This window comes from Clostridium sp. (assembly GCF_050717515.1).
GTDB lineage: Bacteria > Bacillota > Clostridia > Clostridiales > Clostridiaceae > Clostridium_AD.
Genome location: NZ_JBOITL010000013.1, coordinates 194,151 through 217,228 on the forward strand (window position 1 = coordinate 194,151; position 23,078 = coordinate 217,228).

At 30.9% G+C, this 23,078-nt stretch carries 22 protein-coding genes; 6 read left to right on the forward strand and 16 right to left on the reverse strand.

The features are described from left to right. Positions 1 to 45: 45 nt before the first annotated feature. On the reverse strand, positions 46 to 684 hold the full coding sequence (gene deoC, locus ACREV6_RS04225) for a deoxyribose-phosphate aldolase (RefSeq protein WP_431576769.1): 639 nt from the start codon (positions 682 to 684) through the stop codon (positions 46 to 48). Between the two features lie 240 nt (positions 685 to 924). Next, positions 925 to 1,869, reverse strand: coding sequence for a DNA-binding transcriptional repressor DeoR (deoR, locus tag ACREV6_RS04230; RefSeq protein ID WP_431576770.1), 945 nt, complete (start codon positions 1,867 to 1,869; stop codon positions 925 to 927). A gap of 271 nt (positions 1,870 to 2,140) precedes the next feature. On the opposite strand from deoR, the gene tlp reads away from it, so the two are divergent. Beyond that, positions 2,141 to 2,368, forward strand: a complete 228-nt coding sequence (gene tlp / locus ACREV6_RS04235) for a small acid-soluble spore protein Tlp (RefSeq protein WP_431576806.1) — start codon at positions 2,141 to 2,143, stop codon at positions 2,366 to 2,368. A 116-nt stretch (positions 2,369 to 2,484) separates the two neighbouring features. Here tlp and ACREV6_RS04240 read toward each other — a convergent pair whose 3' ends face one another. Then, complete coding sequence (locus ACREV6_RS04240; RefSeq protein ID WP_431576771.1) at positions 2,485 to 3,423, reverse strand: PHP domain-containing protein; 939 nt, start codon at positions 3,421 to 3,423, stop codon at positions 2,485 to 2,487. Between the two features lie 197 nt (positions 3,424 to 3,620). Between ACREV6_RS04240 and ACREV6_RS04245 the strand changes: the two genes are divergently transcribed. Continuing rightward, positions 3,621 to 4,556 (forward strand): gamma-glutamylcyclotransferase, encoded by a 936-nt coding sequence (locus ACREV6_RS04245; protein WP_431576772.1) that lies wholly within the window; start codon positions 3,621 to 3,623, stop codon positions 4,554 to 4,556. A 48-nt stretch (positions 4,557 to 4,604) separates the two neighbouring features. Here ACREV6_RS04245 and ACREV6_RS04250 read toward each other — a convergent pair whose 3' ends face one another. The 6 genes from ACREV6_RS04250 to argC all read right to left on the reverse strand — a co-directional run bounded on the left by ACREV6_RS04250 (position 4,605) and on the right by argC (position 10,622). Further along, on the reverse strand, positions 4,605 to 5,645 hold the full coding sequence (locus ACREV6_RS04250) for a nucleotidyltransferase family protein (protein ID WP_431576773.1): 1,041 nt from the start codon (positions 5,643 to 5,645) through the stop codon (positions 4,605 to 4,607). Between the two features lie 287 nt (positions 5,646 to 5,932). After that, positions 5,933 to 6,889, reverse strand: coding sequence for an ABC transporter substrate-binding protein (locus ACREV6_RS04255; protein WP_431576774.1), 957 nt, complete (start codon positions 6,887 to 6,889; stop codon positions 5,933 to 5,935). A gap of 13 nt (positions 6,890 to 6,902) precedes the next feature. Continuing rightward, on the reverse strand, positions 6,903 to 7,658 hold the full coding sequence (locus ACREV6_RS04260; protein WP_431576775.1) for an ABC transporter ATP-binding protein: 756 nt from the start codon (positions 7,656 to 7,658) through the stop codon (positions 6,903 to 6,905). After that, complete coding sequence (locus ACREV6_RS04265) at positions 7,621 to 8,514, reverse strand: ABC transporter permease (protein ID WP_431576776.1); 894 nt, start codon at positions 8,512 to 8,514, stop codon at positions 7,621 to 7,623. The genes ACREV6_RS04260 and ACREV6_RS04265 overlap by 38 nt, the downstream gene beginning before the upstream one ends. A 396-nt stretch (positions 8,515 to 8,910) precedes the next feature. Continuing rightward, positions 8,911 to 9,444, reverse strand: coding sequence for a GNAT family N-acetyltransferase (locus tag ACREV6_RS04270; RefSeq protein WP_431576777.1), 534 nt, complete (start codon positions 9,442 to 9,444; stop codon positions 8,911 to 8,913). A 140-nt stretch (positions 9,445 to 9,584) separates the two neighbouring features. Continuing rightward, on the reverse strand, positions 9,585 to 10,622 hold the full coding sequence (gene argC, locus ACREV6_RS04275) for an N-acetyl-gamma-glutamyl-phosphate reductase (protein WP_431576778.1): 1,038 nt from the start codon (positions 10,620 to 10,622) through the stop codon (positions 9,585 to 9,587). Positions 10,623 to 10,783: 161 nt separating this feature from the next. Here argC and argB point away from each other — a divergent pair, with 161 nt between their 5' ends. From argB to ACREV6_RS04290, 3 genes are read left to right on the forward strand one after another with little or no spacing between them, the layout of a single operon-like run. Continuing rightward, positions 10,784 to 11,671 (forward strand): acetylglutamate kinase, encoded by an 888-nt coding sequence (argB, locus tag ACREV6_RS04280; RefSeq protein ID WP_431576807.1) that lies wholly within the window; start codon positions 10,784 to 10,786, stop codon positions 11,669 to 11,671. Further along, positions 11,653 to 12,825: an aspartate aminotransferase family protein gene (locus tag ACREV6_RS04285; protein WP_431576779.1), complete on the forward strand. Its 1,173-nt coding sequence runs from the start codon at positions 11,653 to 11,655 to the stop codon at positions 12,823 to 12,825. The genes argB and ACREV6_RS04285 overlap by 19 nt, the downstream gene beginning before the upstream one ends. 28 nt (positions 12,826 to 12,853) lie before the next feature. Further along, on the forward strand, positions 12,854 to 13,969 hold the full coding sequence (locus ACREV6_RS04290) for a M20 metallopeptidase family protein (RefSeq protein WP_431576780.1): 1,116 nt from the start codon (positions 12,854 to 12,856) through the stop codon (positions 13,967 to 13,969). 9 nt (positions 13,970 to 13,978) lie between these two features. Here ACREV6_RS04290 and ACREV6_RS04295 read toward each other — a convergent pair whose 3' ends face one another. From ACREV6_RS04295 to ACREV6_RS04315, 5 genes are all read right to left on the reverse strand, one after another. Next, complete coding sequence (locus ACREV6_RS04295; RefSeq protein WP_431576781.1) at positions 13,979 to 15,886, reverse strand: FtsX-like permease family protein; 1,908 nt, start codon at positions 15,884 to 15,886, stop codon at positions 13,979 to 13,981. Continuing rightward, complete coding sequence (locus ACREV6_RS04300; RefSeq protein WP_431576782.1) at positions 15,873 to 16,646, reverse strand: ABC transporter ATP-binding protein; 774 nt, start codon at positions 16,644 to 16,646, stop codon at positions 15,873 to 15,875. The genes ACREV6_RS04295 and ACREV6_RS04300 overlap by 14 nt, the downstream gene beginning before the upstream one ends. A gap of 109 nt (positions 16,647 to 16,755) precedes the next feature. Beyond that, on the reverse strand, positions 16,756 to 17,775 hold the full coding sequence (locus ACREV6_RS04305) for a sensor histidine kinase (protein ID WP_431576783.1): 1,020 nt from the start codon (positions 17,773 to 17,775) through the stop codon (positions 16,756 to 16,758). Beyond that, complete coding sequence (locus ACREV6_RS04310; protein WP_431576784.1) at positions 17,772 to 18,446, reverse strand: response regulator transcription factor; 675 nt, start codon at positions 18,444 to 18,446, stop codon at positions 17,772 to 17,774. Before ACREV6_RS04310 ends, ACREV6_RS04305 begins: the two co-directional genes overlap by 4 nt. Before the next feature lie 175 nt (positions 18,447 to 18,621). Continuing rightward, on the reverse strand, positions 18,622 to 19,689 hold the full coding sequence (locus ACREV6_RS04315; RefSeq protein ID WP_431576785.1) for an FAD-binding protein: 1,068 nt from the start codon (positions 19,687 to 19,689) through the stop codon (positions 18,622 to 18,624). 259 nt (positions 19,690 to 19,948) lie between these two features. Here ACREV6_RS04315 and ACREV6_RS04320 point away from each other — a divergent pair, with 259 nt between their 5' ends. After that, entirely contained in the window at positions 19,949 to 21,178 is a 1,230-nt protein-coding gene (locus ACREV6_RS04320) for a VanW family protein (protein WP_431576786.1), read from the forward strand. A gap of 211 nt (positions 21,179 to 21,389) precedes the next feature. Here the strand turns inward: ACREV6_RS04320 and ACREV6_RS04325 are convergent, their stop codons facing one another. Together ACREV6_RS04325 and ACREV6_RS04330 are read right to left on the reverse strand one after the other, a co-directional pair. Then, positions 21,390 to 21,827 carry a PTS sugar transporter subunit IIA domain-containing protein gene (locus tag ACREV6_RS04325; RefSeq protein WP_431576787.1) on the reverse strand — a complete coding sequence of 146 codons (438 nt, stop codon included), beginning with the start codon at positions 21,825 to 21,827 and terminating at the stop codon, positions 21,390 to 21,392. A 90-nt stretch (positions 21,828 to 21,917) separates the two neighbouring features. Continuing rightward, a complete protein-coding gene (locus tag ACREV6_RS04330; protein WP_431576788.1) occupies positions 21,918 to 23,060 on the reverse strand; it encodes an SIS domain-containing protein in 1,143 nt (380 codons plus the stop codon). Between the last annotated feature and the right edge of the window lie 18 nt (positions 23,061 to 23,078).

Genomic DNA, 23,078 nt, shown 5'->3' on the forward strand with positions numbered 1-23,078 from the left:
AATTTTCTAAACTATACATTCTAAGTACAGCTTAACAAATCATAACTATTTTACAACCTCAATTCCACAGCTTGCACCAATTCTTGAAGCTCCATTTTTTATCATATCTTGCATTTCCCCTTTAGTATGAATTCCTCCGGAAGCTTTAACTCCCATATCAGCTCCAACAGTTTCTCTCATTAACTTAACATCATGTGCTGTTGCTCCGCCTTTTGAAAATCCAGTAGAAGTTTTTACATAATCTGCACCAGCTTCTTTGGCTAAAATACATGCCCTAACTTTTTCCTCATCTGTTAATAAGCATGTCTCTATAATTACTTTAACTAATTTATCTCCAGAAGCTTCCACAACTTTCTTAATTTCTTCTCTTACATAATCCTCATTACCTGATTTAAGTTGTCCAATAGCGATAACCATATCCACTTCATCAGCGCCATCTTCAATAGCAACTTTTGTTTCATATACTTTAGAAGCTACAGATGCTGCTCCTAGCGGAAACCCTACAACAACACAAACCTTAACGTTTGAATCTTTCAATTGTTCATGAGCAAGCTTAGCCCAACTTGTATTAATACAAACTGAAGCAAAATCATAAGTTTTAGCCTCTTCAATAATTTTTAAAATATCTTTCTCTGTTGCGTCTGGTTTTAGTATTGTATGATCGATATACTTAGATATTTTCATTTCTTACAACTCCTTGTATTTTGTCTATGCATTTATAATAGCACTTAACGGAACAAATGTAAAATAGTAATTTTACATTTGTTCCGTTAAGTGCTATTTTTTTATAAATAGAAACCTTTAAGATGCACTCCCTGTCTAAATTAATAGATTCTTGATTTTTCACAAACTAGGTATATAGCTAACAAAGCATAAGAATATACAAATAGGGCTACTGAAGAATATCCAGTAGCCCTATTTGTATTATTCTATAAGCAATAATTCAGCAGTAAATTGGTCTGTTACTAGTGTATTAGCTATTCTTGAACTTAATGCACCATGCAAAGCTTCGATTTTCCTTTCTCCACCCGCCACCAAAATAGTTCGTTCTTTTTTTTTCAATTCTTCCAGCTCTATTCCAACTATTCTACTATTTATTTTCTCATCACATATTTCACCCTTCTTGTTGAAGAATCTTGAACATACATCACCAACTGCATTCTCCTGAATGCGCGTTATCTCCTCTTTATTAAAATAACCTAATTTAAAAAGTAATGCATCATCTTTAACTGTACCTATAGAAAAAATTGCAATATTTGCTTTTTTACCCATTTGTATTATTTTATTTATATGACTATCCTTTTCTATAATTTTTTTTAATTCTGGTGTATCAAATATAAGCGGTAATGGTAAAGATCTTCCATTTGCATAAAATGCATTTGTAAACAATTTATTTACTTGTGGAGCATATGTATTAATATCAGTGTGACTCAATCCCCCTTTAAGTTGTACAACTTGAACACCATTTAATTTTTTTTGGACTAAATGTGTAGCTATAGAATACATAGTCGTACCCCAGCTTATTCCAATAATATCGTCATCTTTAACAATATTATGCAAATACTCAGCTGCAGCGCGACCTATATGTTTTTTTATTTCATCATCACTATTTAATGGCGAATAGGCAATAATAGCATTATCCAAATTATACTTATTTTTTAGGGCTATTGATAATTCATCCGATATATCCGATGGATCATTAATTTGAATAGTTACATACCCTCGTTCCTTGGCATAACTCAATAACTTTGATACTGTAGGCCTAGAAATATTGAGTAGCTTTGCAATTTGATCTTGATTGTATTCTGATTGATAATACAATCTTGCAACATTTATACTTTGTCTATCTTTATCTTTATCTTTTTCCATTTTTTAATCTCCCATTATAATTAATAATATTTCTTCTCTGATTTCACAAAATGCATTTAACAAAATGATATACGTGTCCACTTCTTTAAACCTTATATTAATATCATACCATATCTTTCCTAAAATAATACTCACTTGATAATATAGCTATTATAAGTAAAAGTTTATTAAGTAAAGTTAAGTATTTTTATTTTGCGTATAATAAATATTTTTGTAGATATAATAATAATGGATAAATTATTAAATTAAACAAAGGAGATATGAAATTATGATGAAAAACAAACCCGATGATAGACGCGATAACGTAGATAGAATACAACATAATATTAGTAATACCATTGAAAATTTCCATCTTACGCAGGAAGCTATTGAAAAAACAGATGATGGAAAAATAAAGAAAACACTAGAAGAAAAGAATAATAGAAGAGAAGATGCTATTAATGGTATGAAATCAGAAATGAGAGATGAGTCAATAGATAAAGGAAAGGGATATAGATAACACATAATTGATATGCTCCCCTTAAAGTAGACAGGTTAAATAATAAAAATCTGTCTACTTTAAGGGAAGCGTTTTTATGTATAATAAAGAAAAACATGATGATTAAGTGATTTAAATTAGATCAAACGGGGTTTATCGCGTGTTTCCCCATAAATTTTATTAAAAGTCTCTCCATCAAATACCCTACAACTGGAAAGCCACTTTTCTGATAGCGCGTAAGGTATCCTTACTCCAGGCATACTCTCCCCCAATATAACTTTAGGTTTAATTTTACCATGATAGTCACTTCCACCTGACGCATAAATATTGTGATTTTTACAATATTCAAGAAGGAATCTTGTTTTATCCATTGTGTGGAGGGAATGATAACATTCGATACCATCAATAACATTTAATGATACTATTGAGTTTAGAAATCCCTCATAATCCTTTGCATAGTAGACATAAAGATGGGCAAGAAATGACTTTCCTCCTGCTTTTTTTATTACCTTGGTTATTTCGTGAATAGATGGATAATTTTTTAATTGATTTAGGTAAAATGGACTGCTTTCATTGTTAACACAAGTTCTGTAAAAGCCATTAACCCCTTTCCATACTTCTGTAGAAAAGTGTTTTTCATTTTCAGGATATTTTTTTAAATTAAAATATAATACTTGTGTTGCAAAGTATTTCCCGCCTACTATAGATAGAGTGTTGTCATATTTAATGCCCAGATTTTTGCAAATACCCATCATTGTTTTTAAGTACTGGTTTTCTCTTTCAAGAAATTTTTCTTCGGAAACTATTCCTGTTTCCTCAATAGTTTTAAGATCTATATCGTATGCTAGTATTTCAATAGGAGTGCCCTTATATGCAACGGAAAATTCGCATCCTGGAATGATTTTGCCACTAAAGTAATTATCTATTTTTACTTTCTCAAGCTTTTTATATGCACCTATGGAATCATGATCTGTAATTGATATATATCTTAGTCCTGCTTCTTCTGCTTTAGTAAGTATTACTTCTGGTTCATCCGAACCATCTGAAGATGTCGTATGAATATGTAAATCTATCATTTTATAAATTCTTCTCCTTTAAAATCCTATTCTTGATTTATATCTGCCTACTTCCATTTTAGCACATTTCAAACCTAATAATCCAGCAAGATCAGAAGCTAATTATAATATTAATACTTTTCTCGCAATTTAGTTATTTATCGTGTTATACTTTTATTAACAGATTAGAAAATAATAATTTATGGAGGGATACTATTATGCTAGATAAATTTCAAACCACAGAAGAGAATGTTAAATGTGAAGGTAATAACATAATAAGGCTTTTTGTTTATGGTACGCTTATGAAAGGAAATAGCAATCATGAAAAATTCTTATCCGGGGCCAGATTTGCAGGGTATTTTATAGCTGACGGTTTTCAATTGTATGATTTTGGTAGTTACCCACTAATAATTCAAAATGAAATTGATAAAATTCGCGGTGAGATGTATATTGTGGATAGTACCATATTAGACAAACTAGATATATCTGAGGAAAAAGCAAATTTATTTACAAGAAAATTAATTAGAGTGGTTAATGATAATGATGAGCTTCAAGAAGCTTATGTCTATGTGTATAATAAGGATGTTTCAAAAAATGTTAAAGTTAGTCCCGGCAACCTACCTAGCACAGCAGTAAGAAGAAACGATTATGTTTGGTATGCAAGCTATGGTTCTAACCTGATTTATGAAAGATTGCTAATTTATATTAAAGGTGGAAAGTGTAAATTTAATGGAGTGAATTATAGCGGTTGTAGGAATAAATCACTACCAAAGGATACTAGACCAGTAACTATTCCTTATAAAATGTATTATGGTAATGAAAGTTCTCCTTGGGGAAGTGGTGGGATTTCATTTTTAGATACTCAGGGTAGGGGGCAATCACTAGGTAGAATGTACCTTATTACTGAGGAACAGTTTGAAGATATTTCAAGTCAAGAGGGAATTGAAGAAAATTGGTACAATCAAAGTCTTTCCTTAGGAGAGTATAATGGTGTTGAGATTGTTACCATTACTAATAAAAATACAAGACCATATCACAACCCTTCTGATAATTATCTTGGAGTAATAAGAATGGGGATAAAGGAAACATATCCTGATATGAGTGACTTTGATGTAATGAAGTATTTGGTTGAATGTGGACTAGAAAAGAGATAGCCTCAGGCTATCTCTTTTCTCTTTGAATATACATTTACTAACATATATTTATTCAATCTTTTTATTTAGAGCATCTGTTTTAATATTATTCACATTTTCATTACTATTAGATATCATAAAATCCGAGTTAAGAATGACACTTGAAACTGTGGAATTATTTTCAAGTGTTATTTTGTCCCAAACAATAGAGTCGGTGATTGTATTGTTTGGACCCACTCTGCAATCATTACCAATGATTGTATTTGGACCAATGGTAGAATTAGCCGCAATTTTAGTGTTTTCACCAATATACGTAGGACCAATAATTTTAGTAGAACTATGGATTGTTGTATTTTCACCTACAAATATGTCCTGGTGTTCATCTTTAATTTCTGGTAAAGGATAGTCTCCACTTAAAATGTCCTCATGGGCCTGAATGTATTCTTCAAGGGTACCTATGTCCATCCAATATGCATCACTTTTATAAACTGCAATAGGATAACCTTTTTTTAATAGTAAGGGATATGTTTCTTTTTCTATTGATACTGCCTGTGAATCCGGTATTTCCTTTAAAACATTTGGTTCAAATATATATATTCCAGCATTAACATAGTTTGATTTTATTTCCGAAAGCTTTGGTTTTTCAGTAAAGCTTTCAGCATAGAGATTCTCATTATATTCAATAACATTATAATCAGAAGGATTTTCAACTTGTGTTACTGCAACTGTAACTACCGCACATTTTTCTTTGTGAAATTTCAGCATATCCACAATATTAATATCACTTAATATATCCTCAGTAACTATGATAAAAGTATCATTGAAAAATTCCTCAGCATTTTTAATTGCACCTCCTGTACCTAAAGTAATATCTCCACCTATATAATGGATTTTTAATCCTAATTTTGTGCCATCACCAAAATATTTTTCGATTTTTTGTGGTTTATCACCTGTACTAAGTATAATTTCATCAACACCATAATCCTTAAGTTTTAATATATTTCTTTCTAAAAGTGGTTTCGCCATCATGGGTATCATAGATTTAGGTAAATCATCAGTTAATGGTTTTAATCTATTCCCTACTCCACCTACAATAAATAATGCTTTCATAAGTTTTCCTCCTTAATAGTTAGTCCCTTAAAGCACACTTTTTTTCACTAATTGTTATTTTATTTTTCACGTATTAAAAGACTAATTTGTTATCTCTCATAATAAAAAAGCCACCTTAACTGATAATTTAATGTAACATTAAAATCAGTTGGCGCTCCGTTATTTAACAATATTCAATTAAAATTATTATCATCACAGCTAAGCAGTACCTATGCTTATTATACCACAGCAAGTGTTTATTAGCGAATCTTGGATAAACTGTTAATTATTTGGGTATATAAGTAATTTTATTTATTATCTATATATTTAATATTTTCATTTTTAGGCATAGATATATTCAATGCTTTTAATGTATTTTTATTTATAAACACCTCTGTTTCTGCTGAGATTTTAATTGGCATATTAGATATATCCTTACCCTTTAGTACCTCCACTGCCATTTTACCTGCTTCATATCCTAACTTGTAATAATCAATTCCTACAGTAGCCAATGCACCAGACTGCACTGAGCCTTTTTCAGATGCTATAACAGGTATTTTCGCCCCCAATGTGTTTTTCACTATTATAGGCATGGATGACACTATTAACTGATCAGTTGGTGCATATAAAACATCTATTTTTGTAAGCAAGCTACTTATGGCACTATTAACCTCATTAGTATTTGTTACTCCAGAGGTAATAACTTCATATCCTTTAGCTGCCTTTTTTAGTTCGTTTACTTGTACTTCCGAATTCACTTCACTTGTATTATATAAAACTCCTATTCTTTTGACACTCGGCATCAATTGCTTTATTAACGCCAATTGTTTTTCCACTGGCAAATAATCTGAAGTACCTGAAACATTGGTTCCTGGCTTATTTAAAGATTTTACTATTCCAGCTTGCACAGGATCCGTAACAGCCGTAATTATTATTGGAATTTTTTTTGTAGCATTATATGCCCCCTGTGCTGAAGGAGTAGCAATAGCATAAATTAAATCCTTCTTTTCAGCTGCAAACTTTTTGCCAATAATTTGAGCTGTAGTTATATCTCCTTGGGCATTTTGATAATCAATCTTTATATTGTCCCCCTCCTTATAACCCTTCTCCTCTAATGCTTTTATAAATCCCTCGCGGCTTTGATCTAGTGCAGTATATTCTACTATTTGACTTATACCTATATTTATAACTTTCTTCTTATCCACCTTTGCACATCCTGTTAACATACATGTAATTATTACTGCGATAGCTACTATTTTTTTCATAATATTCTCTCCTTTATACTGCATATTCAAATTTTTTTAATATATTTTCTATTGTTAATTCTTTCTTCTCAGATTGGTTTAAATCTAAAATAACTTCACCCTTGTGTAGCATTATTAATCTATTGCCATAGGCAAGTGCATCCTTTAGATTATGAGTTATCATTATTGTAGTAATATTTTTTTCCTTTACAATCTTTTGAGTTAACTCCATTATCTCCTTAGATGTCTTCGGATCTAATGCTGCAGTATGTTCATCTAGCAGCAATAACTTAGGAGTAGATAGCCCTGCCATTATTAATGATAATGCTTGCCGTTGCCCCCCGGATAAATACTTTACCTCCACATCTAAAAGTTTTTTTAGATCTAGTGATACTCCATTTAAAAGCTCTTCCAATTCCTTAGTTTTATATCTAAGGCAATTTTTCAAATTAATTAATTTCCCCTTATTCAAAGCCAGAGATAAGTTTTCTCTAACGGTCATGGTTGGACATGTTCCTAAAGATGGATTTTGAAAAACTCTACTTATATTTTCTGTTCTTTTATGTTCAGGCATTTTAGTTAAATCATTTCCTTCAAGAAAAATATTACCTGAGGTTTCTTTAACTAATCCAGAAATTATATTTAATAATGTGGACTTACCTGTTCCATTGCTACCAATTATAATTATAAATTCCCCTTGTTTAACTTCTAAATTAATGTGCTTAAATATAACATTTTCACCTAAATAGGAATTATAAAAACTTTTTGATAAATCTTGTATTTTTAACATTTAGTAGCCCCCTTACAGTTTTACTTGCTCCACTTTTGTTTCTACCACCAATTGTTATAAATAAAATTATTACAAAAGATGTGACCATTTTTAGATCCATAGGTTTAAGTCCAATATTCATAGCTAAATATATGGTAATTTGATAAATTAGAGTTCCCATAATCACACTACTTGTCTGTTTTATAAACTTTCCACTTCTAATAATGGCTGATCCAATGATTATAGAAGCTATACCTAAAACTAATGTACCTATACCCATAGATATATCTGAAAAGCCTTGATATTGAGCCATCATACTTCCAGAAAAAGCTACAAGTCCATTAGATATCATAAGCCCAAATATCTTTATTTTACCTATTTCTACTCCCAGTGATTTAATCATTTGTGGGTTATCACCCACTCCTTTTAATGCATATCCCAATCCCGTTTTTAAAAACATATCAATGGTAATTTTAAATATTACAACAAAAATTAAAGCTACAATTAAAGGGTTAAAATCGAAAAATATATTTGTATCACTAAAAATAGGAATATTTGCTTTCCCCATAATCCGTAAATTTACAGAATATAAAATTCCCATTACTAAGATACCTGAAAGTAAATTTGATATTTTAAACTTAACATGCAGTACTCCCGTGAGTAACCCAGCTATACATCCTGCAACTAGAGCAAGCACTGAACCTAAAATAGGAGAAATTCCACTTTTTAAGGTTACAGCTATTATTGCTGCTCCCAAGGAAAAACTTCCATCAACTGATAAATCAGGGAAGTCTAAAATTTTATAACTTATATACACCCCCAATACCATAATTGATAAAATTAAACCTTGTACTAGTACTCCTGCTACAACTTCCATAAAAAAAACCTCCTTTTTAAAATTTAGGTAAGATATTTAAAATACAAAAAAAGTCACATGGGAATCCACGTGACTTAGGATAATAATCAAAAAAAGCCACATAGATAATCTATGTGGCTTTTTTCATATTACTAATGAAAAACTTACAATCATAGCCAACATAGATACAAATCATTTGATGCAAGCATCAATGGACCTGTACCTATGCTTAATTTGCAGGTACAAATCCTATCTAAATTGGCTAGTAAAGACAAATTGTATTTTTTGATTTAATAAGTTTTTCATAATTAATCTCTCCTTAAAAAAATATTATATTTATAATATCATTATTTTTCTAAATAATCAAGCTCATTTTTCCTTAAAGAAGAAATGATACAAGATTTTAAAATATTTATATTATACTACTGAACGATTTTCATAATCATTATCCGATAAGTCTTCGTTTTTTTCTGTAATATATTCCTTGCATAGCAAGGCCCTAATATATCCCCTGTCATTAGTGGTAGATTCTATATAGAAACCTCTTCCATAATAAAATCTAATAAGTGAAAACATTCTGGATGCAGTATGAAGATATAAAGATGTAATCCCCAGTTCTTTCATTGAGTTGTCAATTGCATTCATTAATATTTTCCCGATGCCGTTATTTTGATGTGAGGCTGAAACACCAAATCTACTTAAATAAGCAGTTCCATCAGATTTGATTTCAATTCTCACACTACCAATAACTTCTTCGTTATATAAAGCTACAAAAACTTCAGTAGTTTCTATAGCCTTTTTCACTTCCTCATAAGTTTCATTAAGAGGTGCAATAAGTTCTGTAATTGATGCATTTGCAGTATACATCTTAAAAGATTCTCCTGCCAGTATTCGTATTTCTTCAATGTCGCTAGTAAAAGCTTTTCTAACTTCAAAAGACATTTTTTCCATGGATCTACCTCCCCATATCACATTATTTCTGTGAGTAATTATACATACTATTAAATCAAAAAACAACATGTTTTCTGTTAAGTATATGTTAAAAAAACGAGTGTGAATTTTAAAAATTTTCAGAAAAACTCATTGTATATTTAAGGCGCCATGGCAATAATTTCTAAGCCAGTAGTTTCGCCCAGGCTAAACATAATATTCATATTCTGCACTGCCTGACCAGCGGCACCTTTTATTAAATTATCTATAGCAGATATTATAATTACCCGCTTTGTACGTTTATCTACCCTTATTCCAATATGACACAAATTAGAGCCTCTTACCCATCTAGTTTCAGGTAATCCATCAAGAACCTTTATAAAATAATCATCCTTGTAGAAATCTCTATATAAATCTATAAGCTCTTCTGTAGTTAAGTCTTTTGTAAGGGTTCCATAACAGGTTGATAATATCCCACGATTCATTGGTACTAAATGAGGAGTAAAAGTTATCATTACATTTTCAAAAGAGACCCCGCTTAGTTCTTGTTCAATCTCCGGAGTATGTCTATGACTAGCAACTGCATAAGCTTTAATTGATTCATTGCATTCTGTAAAAAGTGAGCCAATGCTTGCAGCTCTACCTGCTCCAGATACTCCAGATTTAGCATCAACTATGATGGAGTTTACGTCTACTAGGTTATTTTTCAGAAGTGGAGTTAAAGCCAAGATAGTAGCTGTAGGAAAACACCCTGGGTTAGCTAATAAATTACATTGCACTATAGCTTCTCTATTTAATTCAGTAAGCCCATAGACAGCTTTCCCGAGAAGTTCGCAACTTTCATGTTTAATCCCATACCACTGCTCATATACTTCCTTAGATTTCAATCTAAAATCAGCACCTAAATCTATTACTTTTACACCTAAAGCTAATGCTTTTTCAGTTATTTCAAAGGCCTTTCCGCTTGGCAATGCAATGAAAAGAACATTTATATTTGATAATTTACTTATAGCTGTTTCCATACTAATGCAGATATCTTCTATATAACCATAGTAATTCTTATAAATTTCATTATAAGGAACATCTGCATAATTATGAGAAGAATAAAATTTCACATCAACCCTTGGATGCTTGTATAAAAGCCACGTTAATTGTTCACCTGCATATCCCGTTGCCCCTATTATGCCAGCTTTAATCATACCAATCACCTCTTTATTTAGATTTATTAATAAAAATGATTATACAACTAATTTATAAATAAATCAATATTTTATTGAATAATTATTCATATCAGTGTATAATTATTCAAATAATCAAAAGTAATAAAAATCAAATAATATGCTTGGGGGCTACAATGGATATAAATAATAACAGTTCAAATATAAAAGACTTTTTGCAAATTAATAAGTATGAGGGTAAGACCTTTGTTATAAAATATGGTGGAAGTATAATGAGCAATGATGCAGCTAAGGAAGCCTTTGTGGAAGATATAGCACTTATGACAAGTGTGGGTATTAAAGTAGTTATAGTACATGGCGGCGGCCCTTTGATTTCTAAGTGGGTTGAAAAAACTGGTGGTGAAAATAAATTCATAAAAGGATTAAGAGTTACAAACCATAATACTATGGAAATTGTAGAAATGGTATTATCAGGAAATGTTAATAAAAGACTATCCTCCATCTTAAGTATAAGAGGATTAAATGCCATAGGTATAAGTGGTAAAGACAGCAATTTAATTGGAGCTAAAAAAAAATTTATCTATGAAAACAACAAAAAAATTGATATAGGCTTTGTTGGAGATGTTGTTAATATCAATACAGAAGTATTATTGAATTTGCTTGAAAATAGTTATATTCCAGTTATTTCTCCTATAGGCGCGGATAAGGGAGGCAATAGTTACAATATAAATGCAGATTATGCTGCAGCTGCTATAAGTGGTGTGTTAAAAGCTGAAAAGTTATTAATTATGACAGATATAGCTGGAGTATATACAGATATAACTGACCCATCAACGCTTCTGTCATCAATCACTGTAGATGAGACCAAGGAATTTATAGAAAGTGGTATTGTTTATGGTGGCATGATTCCTAAGCTAGAGTGTTGTGTTGCTGCAATCAATAGAGGTACTAAAAATGTTCATCTGGTAGATGGAAGAAAAAAACACAGCTTATTATTAAATATAATTAAGAATTGTGGAACTAAAATTATAACAGCGAAAGGGGTAAATAAATGTCAAGAAATTGTATAATGAACACTTACGGGAGATATGATGTTACTTTTGAAAAAGGACTTGGATGCAAGCTTTATGATATAGATGGACGTGAATATATGGATTTTGTCTCAGGAGTTGCGGTAAATTGCCTTGGACATAGCCATCCCGCTATAATAAATGCCCTAACTGTGCAAAGCAGCCAGCTCATTCATGTATCAAATTACTATTGGAATCCTCAAAATATTCTTCTTGCAGAAAAATTAATAGATAATTGTGATCACAGCAAGGTATTCTTTTGTAATAGTGGTACTGAGGCTGTGGAGGCTGCATTAAAGATAGCACGAAAATACGGAACATTAAAAGATACTGAAGATAAAAATGTATTCATATATATGGACAATTCATTTCATGGTAGAACCATGGGTGCACTTTCTGTTACTGGACAGGAGAAATATCAACAAGATTTTCGTCCTTTAGTTGAAGGAGTACGCAAAGTAAATTTCAATGATATCTACGATTTAAAAAAGAATTTTGACGATAGGGTATGCGGCATAATAATAGAACCAATTCAAGGAGAAGGTGGAATAAATATAGCAAACGCAGAGTTTTTAGAGGCGGCGAAAAATCTGTGTGATAAATATGATGCCCTACTAATCTTTGATGAAGTGCAATGCGGCATGGGACGCCTAGGTAGTCTTTTTGCTTACAAGAAATTTTCAGTTATTCCCGATGTAATTTGTATAGCTAAGGCTTTAGGTGGTGGATTCCCAATAGGTGCTACTATTACCAATGAAAAAGCTTCAACGGCTTTTGTACCTGGTGATCACGGATGCACCTTTGGCGGGAACCCCCTTGGATCAGCAGTTGGTGTTGCTGTTTTAACGGAACTAGTAGATGGTGGGGTTATAGATAAAATAGAAGAAAAAAGTATTTATTTAAAGGAAAAATTACTTAAGCTTAAAGAAAAATATGGTGTAATAGATGAGGTAAGAGGTATGGGGCTATTGATTGGCATAAGCCTAAAAACAAGAGCAAAGGACTTCAGTAAATTGTGTTTTGACAAGGGACTGCTTGTGGTTACAGCTGGAGATAATGTGATAAGACTGCTTCCACCACTTAACGTTTCAAAGGCAGAGCTTGATGAGGCTTTAAATATCCTTGAGGTAGTAATATCTGAAATTACCGTTTAATATATTTATTATACAAGGAGGTGTTAGTTTGAATATTAGAGAAGTAATAAATCAAAATATAGATTCTATAAACGAATTAAGAAAAAAGTTGAATGTTAACGCTGAATTATCTTTTGTGGAATTTAATACTCAAAGCATTATTCTTGATTTTCTAAAAGACTTAGATGTAAATACAAAAGTACTAGCTAATACTGGAGTGGCTGCCACCATGAATGCTGGTACCCAGTGTATTGCAGTAAGGGCTGATATGGATGCTTTACCTGTAAATGGTATTACTCATGCCTGTGGACATGATTACCATATGGCTATTGTTTTAGGTACTGCACTGATACTTAAAAAAATAGGTTTTCATAAAGCTGTAAAATTTATTTTTCAGCCTGGTGAGGAGTCAGGAGGTGGAGCTCTTCCAATGATAAACGAAGGTGTACTTGAAAATCCGCAGGTTGTGTATATGATTGGATTTCATGTATGGCCTAATGTGCCCGTAGGAAGCATAGAAGTTGCAAGTGGTGCTTCTATGGCCTCCGTAGATGATTTCCATATAAGTTTCATTGGTAGTGGAGGACACGCAGCCACCCCTCACCTTTGCAAGAATCCAATGTATCCTGCTATGGAGTTTATTCAGAGTATGAATATACAATCTAGAATAGAAAATAATCCCTTAGATTCACATATAATTACTTTTGCGTCTATTCAATGTGGCAACGCACCTAATATAATAGCAGATAAATGTGTGGTTTTAGGCACTGTTAGAACCTTTAATAGTGAGCTTAGAAAGAAGTTATATGAAGATATATTAAAAAATTCAGCTTTATCTTCAGAAAAATATGGATGTACCATAGATGTAAAATATGATTTTCAATATCCCCCTCTAGTAAGCAATGAAGCACTGACTAATAAATTCATTGATTTCACAAAAAAACTAATTGGAGAAGATAAGGTTTTACCACTAGAAAAAACCTTTGCAGCAGAAGATTTTGCATACTTCGCGCAGAAGGTTCCATCAGTTCATTTTAGGCTTGGCATCGCAGATATGGATAAAGGAATTCATCCTCTTCATTCACCTAACTTTGATGCTTCAGAGGAAGCAATTTTAAATGGTATTTATATAATAACAAATTTTATACTTTCTATGGATTACTAAAATTATATATTAATATGAGCTAGTTACAATTTTAATATAGGCTTTTAAGGTTATTAAATAATATATACTATAAAGCACTGCATAAACCAAAATTATAATAATAAGTTCTTTAGTAAAATCAAATGCCATCATTTTCCCAAGTGGAATGGAAGCGACAAGAGTGTTTATTGTTGCCACAATGAAGGGCGCTCCAAATAAAATCATTAGTTCCTTTGAAACAGCCTTTTTTATTTCAGCTTTACTAACCCCTATTTTCCTAAGAATTATAAATTTATTTTTATCCTCCATAGCTTCCATGGACATTTTAAAATATATAATGCTTCCTGTAGCTGTAAGAAATACTAATCCAATAAATAAACCAACAAAAGCCATCATACCCGATAACTTTATACCATCCGTAAAATGTTCATAAAAGGTTAAAAGCTTATTTTCAGAGAGGATCTTACTTTTAAAATCCACAATAAATTTTTGTGAAAGAAAATCATTATTAAGTATATATCCCGTTTTTTTATAGATATTCTCTTTAGAAATTGTACTCTTCATTTTAGAGTATACACTGTCCTTTACAATAAACGTTGGTTTAGAATCATCAAGTGCTATAAAGTATTTCATACCAGTATCGGTTATTTTTAGATTATAGTCACTACCTCCCCCCACTAAATTAACATCTTTACCAATCACTCTTTTATTAGGCTCTAAGGCGGCCATTTGAAAAAAATAGCAACCCCTATCATTTTTTAAATTTATTTTTATATCTGATTTTTCATGACTATTAATCTCATTAAACTTACTTTCGTTTAAAATTAAAAATGTATTACTTCCAAGCAGGTAATCTTTAGATTTTACCCGAAGAAACTCCATAGTGTCCTTATATGCAACGGAAATTTCTTTGTGATTTTTAATAGTATCATCAAAGGTTTTATCTATATTATTATTACCATTTACATATTCTATAGAAAATGGTCTCATATTTCTTGAGTTTTCTTCCACTTTATTAAAAAGTCCAAAGCAGAAAATCATGGCACAAAGTGCTACTGTAGTTGTAACCGCTATAACACTTAGGGTACCTACATTACCTTTATATCTATAGTAAAGTTGTGAAACATGTATGAGTTTTGTTCCTTTAAAGAGACTTTTTTCATTCTTTTTACTAATATATATAATTAAAGAAGTAAAGCTTGTAAAAAATAATATAGTGCCTATAACAACTAACACTACTATTAATGGCGCTATAAGAATATTAGAATCAATCTTTCTAATCGCCATATAATATCCAGAGCCTAAGAAAACTATAGAAAGTATGCCAATTATAAGGGTTAGAAAGGATACTTTTAAACCCTTTTCAGCTTTTTTTGATGAATTAAAAAGATCTATAAGGTTATCCCTGTATATAAGTATAGACCCATGAATATTAATTATTATAAACATAGCCCCAAATACTATAGAGCAAAATTTTAAAGCTTCTAAACTAATCTGAAAAGGCACATCACCTGTAGCCTGTATCATTACATATAATAGCATTACAAAAAATTTATTAAAAATTAGTCCTAGAGCAATTCCGCTACAAAAGGCACCAAATATAGTTATCAGATTTTCAATAGTGTTTAATGTTACGGTCTGTTTTTTAGACATACCTAGCAACATATAGGTTGCAAATTCTTTTTTCCTTGACTTTATAATGAAAGAATTAGAATACCATATAAAAAATGCTGAGAAAGCTGCAATCATGTAGACAGCTATTATAAATATAATCATAAGGCTTTTCATTTCTCCTAATTGTGCTTTTACATCACTATTATTTACAATAGACATAAAAAGATATAATGCAAAAACACTAAAAGTGGAACTTAGAAAAAATGCCCAGTAATTTTTGAAGTTTTTCTTTATATTGCGTGCAGCCATACTAATTAAGGTCATCTGTATCCCCTCCTATGACTGAAAGAATTTTTAATATATTTTGATAGAAATCCTTCCTTGATTTATCCCCTTTATAAATTTCATTGAAAAGTTTACCATCTTTAATAAAAACAATTCGCGTGCAATAAGATGCTGCAAAGGCGTCATGAGTAACCATAAGAATTGTAGCTTTATTTTTATGGTTTAAATTCTCAAGGCAGCCCAGTAGTTCTTTGGAAGCTTTGGAATCTAAAGCGCCTGTAGGTTCATCTGCCAGCACCATAGACGGATTAGTAATCATTGCTCTTGCAGCAGCTGCTCTTTGCTTTTGTCCTCCCGATACCTCATAAGGATATTTACCTAATATATCACTAATACCAAGCTTAATACTTATTTCTTGGACCCTTGTTTTTATAGTATTATAAGGAGTTTTTGAGAGAGCCAAGGGCAGTACAATATTTTCCTTTAGGGTCATAGTATCAAGCAAATTAAAGTCTTGGAAAATAAATCCTAGTTTTTCTCTTCTAAATTTAGATAAATTAGGCTCTTTTAGCTTGGTTATATCATCACCATGAATTATTACACTTCCTGAGGTTGGTTTATCAATAGTTGATATCACATTTAAAAAGGTTGTTTTTCCTGAACCAGATGGTCCCATTATTGCTACAAATTCACCATTTTCTACTTTCAAATTTATATCATCAAGTGCTGTATATTTTACGCCACCAAATTTTGATCCATAAACTTTTCTTAGATTTTCTATCTTTAATACCTCGTTCATTATAAATACCCCCGTTAATATTAATTATTTTGAATATGTTTTACACTCTTAGTATACAAAAAAGCAAAATATACCGCCATTGCCTCGGCTTACATTTTGCTCTTTCACCTTACATTTTTGTAACCTCATAATAATTATTCCATTTTAAAAAATGAATAATTACTTTAGTGCCCTTACCATATTCTGACTCTAGGGTAATATAGTGACCAAGTTTTTTAGCAATCTTTTGCGAAAGGTACATCCCCATTCCACTGGATTTTGTGTTTTCGTTTCTTCCATTAAACCCTGTAAAGGACTTTTTAAACAATCTATTTATATCTTCACTTTTAATTCCTACTCCAGTATCTTCTACTATTAATAAAAATTCTTTTGTAACTTCAATATGTTTAAATATTATACTTCCACCATCACTGGTATATTTTAATGAGTTTGATAGGAGCTGATCAATTATGAAAAGCAACCACTTTTTATCCGTATCTATAATAAGGCTTTCAGGGACTTTGTTTATCAATTTAATATGTTTTTTTATAAATATAATTGAATGTTTTTTAATACTTTCTTTAATTAATTTGTTGATGCTGACTTCTGAAAGAATATAATCCTCAGAAAAATTATTACTTCTTGAATAATAAAGTACCTTTTCAACATAATCCTCAATCTTTTCAAGTTCTTCTTTTAAGGAGGTCGAGGCCACGCCGCCGCTCTCAAGCAATAGCTTTGATGTAGTAATTGGAGTTTTGATTTCATGAACCCAGGCAGTCATAAACTCTGCATTTTCTTTGAAATCTGTTTCCATAACTCTTGTAACTTTCAAGAAATCTTCATAAAGCATCTGAATTATTTCAGCATATACTTCATCTTTATAATCTATTGGTCTAGGCAAAATAGGAGTTTTATCTTCTGAAGCTTTAACAAGTAAAAGCTTTTTAATCTGCTGGGATTTTGCATAATAATCTATACTAATATAAATTATTAACATGAAAAGTGAAACAAATATAATATAAAGAACATTAGAAGTAAGTACCCGGTTTTTTCTGTCAAAACATATAGTTAATAAAATAAAAGCCATGAGCAGAATATAAAATACTAAGAGCTTAAGGTTTTCCTTTAAATATTTAATAAAACTCATTTAATAACATATCCTTGATTTATAATAGTTTTAATAAAATCTATAAGACCAATTTCCTTTAGCTTTTTTCTCAGCCTGTTTATATTAACTGTTAGTGTATTGTCGTCGATGAAGTTTTCATCCTGCCAAAGCTCTTGCATTATATCCTCGCGGCTTACTATGGTTTCATGTTTTTTCATTAATACATATAATATTTTAAATTCATTTTTAGTTAATTCAATTGATTTTTCCTGGAAGTAAAGGTTGTTATCCTTTAGTGATAGCACAACTCCCTTATAATCTATGGTATCCAAACTTGTATCCCCATAGGAATAGGTCCTACGTAAAATTGCATTTATTTTTGCCATAAGTATATCCAAGGAAAAAGGTTTTGTAATGTAATCATCTGCTCCCATATTCACTGCCATAATAACATCCATATTTGTACTTCTAGAAGATAAGAAGATGAGGGGCACCTTAGAAACACTTCTAATCTTATTGCACCAATAAAAACCATCAAAAGCAGGCAAATTTACATCCATTAGAACAAGCTGCGGCTTTATCTGCACAAATTCTTCAAATACATTATTAAAGTTATTAACGACGTAGGCTTCAAAACCCCATTTACAGAGAGACTGCTTTATTATATCTCTAATTTTCTCTTCATCTTCAATTACCAATATTTTATACATAATATCCCCCTAAGTGGTTTTCCAAATTATACTTCCTAGTATTATAGGCTACTTATAATATAACATATTATATAGGAGAAATTAAATCTAAAATCCAATTTTTTCTTATTATAAAGAAAACGCCTCTTAACATTTTGGTACAAATGTTAAGAGGCTACTACTATTTTAAAATATGTTAAAAGAGTTCTATGCTTTGTATACCTGTTGACATAGCCATTTTTCTTAAAGTCTTATTGTACATTATAGAAGATTTCATGTTTTTGAGAATAATATTTCTTCTAAGTCCTCCACATGCTCTAGCATATCTTAATTGAAAGCCGCCTATCCCCTGATTTAAAGCATATGCTGCATCACTAGCACTTTGAAATGCATAACTGAATCCCTCTGCTGAACTTGGACTTATCCAGCCTGCTGCTTCACCTATAAATGCAACTCTATCCTCTCCAGTACAAATATCTTTTATACTTTGTGGACGGAGTATAAATGCACCTTCTCTTTTAGTCCTTTGACCAAAATTAAATCCATATTTTTTTAACTTGCTCTTGAGCAATTCAAATTTCTGCACTGGATCATCTTCTATGGAAAGTGCTGCACCTATAATAAGATTATCGCCCTTGGGAATTGTCCAGGAATAAAAATCTGTTATTTCGGGGTCAAAAATTGCTGAAAAATATGGCAGTGTTTCTTCAACTTCAAACCACTCTTGAATAGATATATATTTCTTTAAATTTCCTTGCACGGGAAATTCCTGTCTACGAACATTTGAGTTTGCTCCATCTGCACCTATAATAAGTTTCACATTTTCACTATATTCCTTACCATTATGCATAAAATTTATTTTATAAAAGTCTTTTTCTTTAATATAATTTTTAAAATAGCAGCCACATCTTAAATCAACCTGATGTGGGATAATGGAAACAAGCCACCTATCAAACTTCTCTCTATCTATGTTTAAATAAAATCTCTGGTAATACTTTTCAATCTTATTGTATAGGTCAATAGTTCTTACTGCAAAAATCTGTGGATCTACCAGTACATCCTTAGGCAATCCCAATCCTAGTTTTGCAAGAATTTTCTGTGCATCAGGAGCCAAAAGTCCCCCACAACATTTCACAGTAGATGTTAAATCTGCTGGCTTGTTCAACTGTCTTTTATCTAAAAGTAGTACTTTATAATTTTTAGCCACAAGTCTTGCAAGAGTTGCTCCTGCTGGACCTGCCCCTATAATTGCAATATCATACATAATCATTTACCTCTCATTATCTATATTTAATCAACGATTATAGCATATCATATTTTTTATTGTTTATCAATATATTTATTGCGTTTATCAATAATTCGCATTGCTATCTCCCTACTCTAACATAATATTAGATAACTCATAAAAAGGTAATTGTAACCTTTCTGTAACCAAAACTTAATCTTATTTTAACTTCCTATCTTAAATATAATGTTAGAATATATTTATAGTACAAACATAATGGGAAGTGAGGATTATACAAATGAAAAAAATAAAGATTACTATTATTTCATTGATTTCAATTATTATATTAGGAGCGGCTGTTTTCTTTGGGTATATATATGTCAACACTAAAGAATGGGCAACCATAGTATATCCTAATACTAAAATTGAGGATATAGATGTTTCAGGAAAAACCTTTGATGAATCAAAGAGGTTAATTACACAAAAATATGGAGATGCAATACTAAAAAAGAATATAACTATAAAAACATCGAATAAGGACTACAATTTGAACTATTCAAAATTAAATGCAAGATATAATATTGAAGATGTAATAAAACAAGCCTTTGATTATGGAAAAAATTTAAACTTATTTGATAAATATAAAATGATAAAAAACCCTGCAGAGCATAAATATAATTTAAAATTCATTTATGATCCAACGCCAATAAAGAAATTTATTTCTACCATAAAGAAGGACGTAGAAATCGGATCAAAAGATGCAAGTATTTCACTAATAAATGATAATTTTCAAATTACTCCCGATAAAAAAGGAATAAAACTTTTAGATAAGGAACTCGAAAAAATTATACTAAGCAAGATAAATGGAGATGTTAATTCTAAGGATATAGTTGAATCTGCACCAACGAAAAAAGTTTTAGCTAATATTACTAGTGGTAAACTTAATACTATTGATACGAAGATTTCTTCTTTTAGTACAAACTATACTTCTTCAGATTCTGCTAGGTCAACCAATATTGAGCTTTCTACAAAAAGTATAAATAGTAAACTTTTAATGCCTGGAGAAACCTTTAGTTTTAACACCACTGTTGGAAATAGTACAACTGACAGAGGATATAAATTAGCTCCAGTAATAGTAGGTAAAAAGGTGGAATTAGCTTCTGGTGGAGGAGTGTGCCAAGTTTCAACTACGCTTTACAATGCTATATTAAGGGCTAACCTATCTTCTGTGGAAAGGTACAAGCATTCCTTACATTCTAGCTATGTTGGTGTAGGTTTGGATGCTACAATTGCTTTTGGGATTCTGGATTACAGATTTAAGAATACGCATTCTTATCCTATATATATAGAAGCTATAACACAAAACAAAAATGTAACATTTAATGTTTACTCGAATTCAAGTCTTAACAATAAAAAATATGAAATTGTTAATGAAGTTGCAGGAAAAAATGTAAAAGTATATAGAGCTACATATGAAAATAGTAAGTTACTGTCAAAAGATTTACTTTATACAGATAGCCTTACATAAGAAAGGTTGATATTATTTAAAACTCAGGGGAATGTAGTTAGATTTATTTACACAAATCTAGCTACATTCCCCTTATGCAAAAAAGAACCATCATTAAAAAATAACGCTATGTTAAACTCATAGTGTTATTTTGTGTGAAGATGAATGATAATTTTTCAAAAGCACCTTAAAATGGAACTTGTTATTAATATAATAACTCCGTTTTTGTTAATTAAATTCCATCTTCAGTCTTAATATACTTTACCCCAGTTGTTTTAACCTTTTTAAATATGCACGTTGAGTTTATACTTGAATTTACTATCACCTCAGCTAATTCTTTTATAGATGTAGTATCATCTTGGAATTTAGCTTCAATTAATGAAACTAAATTGCACCCTGCTATAACTTCCATATTTTCTTTTTCATTAGCAATTAAAGCAGCCGTTTTAAAAGGAGTTCCACCCATTATATCGCAAAAGAATAATATAGATGTATTCATGTTTTTGTTTATTATGTTGTTAAATTTCCCTCTTAATGTTTCATCTGTATCCTCCACTGTGAAATCTATAAAATAAAAATTCTCATTTGCTCCGGCTAAAAGTTCAAAAGCACTTTTCATACCAGTTGCATACTCTCCATGTCCGCTTATTATAATGATTGGTTGTCCCATTAATATACCCTCCTCATTTTTGAAGATGTGACACACTTTAAAGGACTGTCACAAATTTATATGGGCACCATAAGGTGTTTCCTCCAATTATTAATGAATTAAAACACCTTCTACAACCCTATTAACTTCTCCACTCGGGAATGGATTATCAGGTGTACATCCTGTTTTTATCGATGCAAACAATGCAAATATTTGTGCTACTAAAAGTGCACTATATGGTGTAAATGAATCGTCCATTACCTTTTCCATTGAGTTATATATATAAACATCAGCATAGTCCTCCACCTCTAAATAGTATTTATCTGAAACTACTAACAACTTGTGCTTTTTAGATTTTGATAGCTCATTAAGCATATCCACGTCATACTTTCTTGTGTATTCATTATTTGATACAAAGAATAATATAATTGCATTATCAGTAAGTACAGATTTAGGTCCATGTCTGAAACCCATTGGTGTGTCATACCAAGACATTACTTCTCCTCTTGTGAGTTCTATACTTTTAAGTGCTGATTCTCTTGCTACTCCAAATAGATTAGCTGACCCTAAAACAATTAGCCTATTTACAGTTTTCTCGAAGACCTCAGAAATAATGGAATATTTGTTCATTATTATCTCTTTAGCATAACTGGCTATTATGCTTACTTCTTCTTTTAAATCCTTTTCAATGGCAAATATGCTATAAGCAGCTAGCATCATACCAGTTACACTGCTGGTCATTGCAAATCCCTGGTCATTAATCTCATCAAAAACTAAATTTAAAGTTCTCTCATTTTTATATTTCGCTAATTTTCCCAAAGGATTACAGGTTATAATTATATGATATAAATTGTTTATATGCTTCTCTGCTGTTTCGATTGCTGCAATACTTTCTGGACTGTCTCCGGATCTTCCAAATGAAACTAAAACTGTTTTAACATTCCTAACAAAATATTGTGATGGACTGGCAACAATATCTGTTGTATGAATAGACTCTACATCACTAAATTTAAATTCTTTTCTAACTAATGGTGCCAAAGAATCACCAATGAAAGCAGAACTTCCTGCTCCCATAAATATAATTCTCGTTTCACTGTTAAAGGATTTCATAAAGTTTTTAATTTTTTCTCTATTATATAAAACTTTGTCATAAATAGATGCCCACACTTTTGGTTGCCTACTTATTTCATTTGCTGTATAAGTCATGTGCTTTTCTTTAATATCTTCTTGTGTAAACCCAAATATTTTTTCCATTTTACTCCTCCTTTTTTG

What these genes read in the sequence shown, in the direction of transcription:
- deoC (WP_431576769.1), bottom strand. Translation starts at nt 684, where the DNA reads ATGAAAATATCTAAGTATATCGATCATACAATACTAAAACCAGACGCA.
- deoR (WP_431576770.1), bottom strand. Translation starts at nt 1,869, where the DNA reads ATGGAAAAAGATAAAGATAAAGATAGACAAAGTATAAATGTTGCAAGA.
- tlp (WP_431576806.1), top strand. Translation starts at nt 2,141, where the DNA reads ATGAAAAACAAACCCGATGATAGACGCGATAACGTAGATAGAATACAA.
- ACREV6_RS04240 (WP_431576771.1), bottom strand. Translation starts at nt 3,423, where the DNA reads ATGATAGATTTACATATTCATACGACATCTTCAGATGGTTCGGATGAA.
- ACREV6_RS04245 (WP_431576772.1), top strand. Translation starts at nt 3,621, where the DNA reads ATGCTAGATAAATTTCAAACCACAGAAGAGAATGTTAAATGTGAAGGT.
- ACREV6_RS04250 (WP_431576773.1), bottom strand. Translation starts at nt 5,645, where the DNA reads ATGAAAGCATTATTTATTGTAGGTGGAGTAGGGAATAGATTAAAACCA.
- ACREV6_RS04255 (WP_431576774.1), bottom strand. Translation starts at nt 6,889, where the DNA reads ATGAAAAAAATAGTAGCTATCGCAGTAATAATTACATGTATGTTAACA.
- ACREV6_RS04260 (WP_431576775.1), bottom strand. Translation starts at nt 7,658, where the DNA reads ATGTTAAAAATACAAGATTTATCAAAAAGTTTTTATAATTCCTATTTA.
- ACREV6_RS04265 (WP_431576776.1), bottom strand. Translation starts at nt 8,514, where the DNA reads ATGGAAGTTGTAGCAGGAGTACTAGTACAAGGTTTAATTTTATCAATT.
- ACREV6_RS04270 (WP_431576777.1), bottom strand. Translation starts at nt 9,444, where the DNA reads ATGGAAAAAATGTCTTTTGAAGTTAGAAAAGCTTTTACTAGCGACATT.
- argC (WP_431576778.1), bottom strand. Translation starts at nt 10,622, where the DNA reads ATGATTAAAGCTGGCATAATAGGGGCAACGGGATATGCAGGTGAACAA.
- ACREV6_RS04285 (WP_431576779.1), top strand. Translation starts at nt 11,653, where the DNA reads ATGTCAAGAAATTGTATAATGAACACTTACGGGAGATATGATGTTACT.
- ACREV6_RS04295 (WP_431576781.1), bottom strand. Translation starts at nt 15,886, where the DNA reads ATGACCTTAATTAGTATGGCTGCACGCAATATAAAGAAAAACTTCAAA.
- ACREV6_RS04300 (WP_431576782.1), bottom strand. Translation starts at nt 16,646, where the DNA reads ATGAACGAGGTATTAAAGATAGAAAATCTAAGAAAAGTTTATGGATCA.
- ACREV6_RS04305 (WP_431576783.1), bottom strand. Translation starts at nt 17,775, where the DNA reads ATGAGTTTTATTAAATATTTAAAGGAAAACCTTAAGCTCTTAGTATTT.
- ACREV6_RS04310 (WP_431576784.1), bottom strand. Translation starts at nt 18,446, where the DNA reads ATGTATAAAATATTGGTAATTGAAGATGAAGAGAAAATTAGAGATATA.
- ACREV6_RS04315 (WP_431576785.1), bottom strand. Translation starts at nt 19,689, where the DNA reads ATGTATGATATTGCAATTATAGGGGCAGGTCCAGCAGGAGCAACTCTT.
- ACREV6_RS04320 (WP_431576786.1), top strand. Translation starts at nt 19,949, where the DNA reads ATGAAAAAAATAAAGATTACTATTATTTCATTGATTTCAATTATTATA.
- ACREV6_RS04325 (WP_431576787.1), bottom strand. Translation starts at nt 21,827, where the DNA reads ATGGGACAACCAATCATTATAATAAGCGGACATGGAGAGTATGCAACT.
- ACREV6_RS04330 (WP_431576788.1), bottom strand. Translation starts at nt 23,060, where the DNA reads ATGGAAAAAATATTTGGGTTTACACAAGAAGATATTAAAGAAAAGCAC.